Origin of the sequence: Prosthecobacter sp., assembly GCF_014879935.1 — a bacterium.
Lineage (GTDB): Bacteria > Verrucomicrobiota > Verrucomicrobiia > Verrucomicrobiales > Verrucomicrobiaceae > Prosthecobacter.
Genome location: NZ_JACSRD010000147.1, coordinates 1 through 1988 on the forward strand (window position 1 = coordinate 1; position 1988 = coordinate 1988).

Consider the following 1988-nt stretch of genomic DNA (forward strand, 5'->3'; position numbering starts at 1 on the left):
TCCCGACCTGACGGGACCTCCATCAGCACTTCTTCCACCCTTCTGCTGTCACCCATTCTGCTGTCATCCCTCCGGACTTCCCCCGTCAGGTCCACGACCACCGATCAACCGCGAACTGCGCACACCTCGCATCCAGCATCCAGCCCCGCCTCACAGCCTCGGCTTCTCCGGCTTGATCGGCGCATCGGCGGAGCGCACGCCCTTCACCGTGGTCTTGCGTTTGAAGACCTTGTCGCTGCTGCACACGTAGAGTTCGTCCAGGTTCGCACCGCCAAACACCGCGTTCGCCAGCCACTTGCGCTGCGGTTTGGCGATGATCCCGTTCACGCGGCCGGCTTGATCACAAAACTGCACGCCGAGATGCGTCGTCACGTAGAGGCGGCCCTTCGAGTCCACCGTCATGCCATCGGCGCCGCTCTCCGTCACACCGTCCGGCAGCCGCAGGTGATGATAAGGCTGCTTGGCGCTCAGCGAGCCATCCGCCTCGATGTGGTAGCTCCACACAAACTGCCCACGCATGTCCGCGACGAGCAGCAGGCTCTGGTCAGGCGTCAAACGCACGCCGTTCGGGAAGGCGATCCCGCCTTTGTCATTCGTATCGACCACACGCTTCTCGCCCTGCGGCGTGATGAGCCACACCTGCTTGTGCGGCGGATCAGTCACATAGACGTTGCCGTTCTGCGCCACGCACAGGTCATTCGAGTCGATGTCACTCGCGATCACACTCCCCTTCCCGGCCTCGTCGTAGGCCACGATCTGCTTCTTGCCGCTGGCGCAGGCAAACAAACGCCCGTCCGGGCCGAACATCAGCCCGTTGGCCTTGCCCGTGTCCTCCGCGAACACACTGACTTTGCCATCGAGGCCGATCTTGTGAATGCGGCTGTTCGGAATGTCGGTGAAGAACACCTCGCCCTTCGCATTCACCGCCGGGCCTTCGGTAAAGCCGTGCCCCTCGCTCACCATCTGCCATTCGCTGCCCGCGCCGAGCACCTCCATCACCGGCGCGCGTGAATTCACGCCCTTCGTCACCGGCTTCGGCCAGTCCTTCCACAACCAGCGCAGCGCCTCGGGCAAAATCGCCGTCGCATGCTTGCCGTTGTGCCCGCCATCGCCCCACACGTGGTTCACCTCGTAACCGGCGAACTCAAAGGCCGAAAGCATCTCCTGATTCGCCAGGAACCAGTTCCCGCCCGTGCCGTTCGCGTCGTTGCTGCCGTCTTGCAGAAACACCCGCAGCGCCTTCGGCTCGTGCTTGCGAATCATCACCGGATAATCATTCCCGCCGCGCTGATCCACAAACGTGCCGATGCTGCTGAACACGCGGCCGAAGGCCTCCGGCCGCTCCCAGGCCGCCGTGAAGGCACCAATCGCCCCGCTGCTGCTGCCCGCGATGCAGCGGTCGTTCCCATCGTGCGACAGGCGAATCGGCCGACCGTCCGGCAGCACGATCTTCTCCACCTCCGGCAGCAGTTCATCGAGAAGGAAGCGCGCATACGCATCCCCCAGCCCGTCATACTCCACGCTGCGGTTATAGCGGTCCAAAGCGGTGCTGCCATCACGCGCAGGTACGCGTCCGTGCATCACAAACACGCCGATCGTCACCGGCATCTCCTTCTTCGCGATCAGATTGTCGAACACCACCGGCACCTGCCACTGGATGCCGTCCTGGTTCACATGCACGCAGGCCGGTTTGTCCGGCGTGTATTGCTCCGGCACATAGACCCAGTAGTCCCGCACCGTGCCGGGAAAGATCGCGCTGTTCTTGAGCTCAAACTTCAGCACCTCGCCCTTCGGCACGCCCTCCTGCGGCTTCGAGTCCGGCCCCGGCACATAATCATCCGCAGCAAACACCGGCATCACGGCCAGCAGGAACAAAAGAGAGAGAAAAAGCTTCATGGTCAGAGCCGCCGAGTCTGGAAACCGCATCCCAAAAGTCAAAGAAAAGCCCGACCTTCGTCAGCGAGGCCATCAGCCGGGCGAGTCGGTGC

1 protein-coding gene is annotated in these 1988 nt (G+C 63.0%); it reads right to left on the bottom strand.

The window, feature by feature from the left end:
• Positions 1 to 150 precede the first annotated feature (150 nt).
• On the bottom strand, positions 151 to 1896 hold the full coding sequence (locus tag IAE77_RS14015) for an SMP-30/gluconolactonase/LRE family protein (RefSeq protein WP_294227542.1): 1746 nt from the start codon (positions 1894 to 1896) through the stop codon (positions 151 to 153).
• Positions 1897 to 1988 lie beyond the last annotated feature (92 nt).

Bases quoted from the DNA above. Each gene is read 5' to 3' on its own strand.
- IAE77_RS14015 (WP_294227542.1), bottom strand. From the start codon at position 1,896: ATGAAGCTTTTTCTCTCTCTTTTGTTCCTGCTGGCCGTGATGCCGGTG.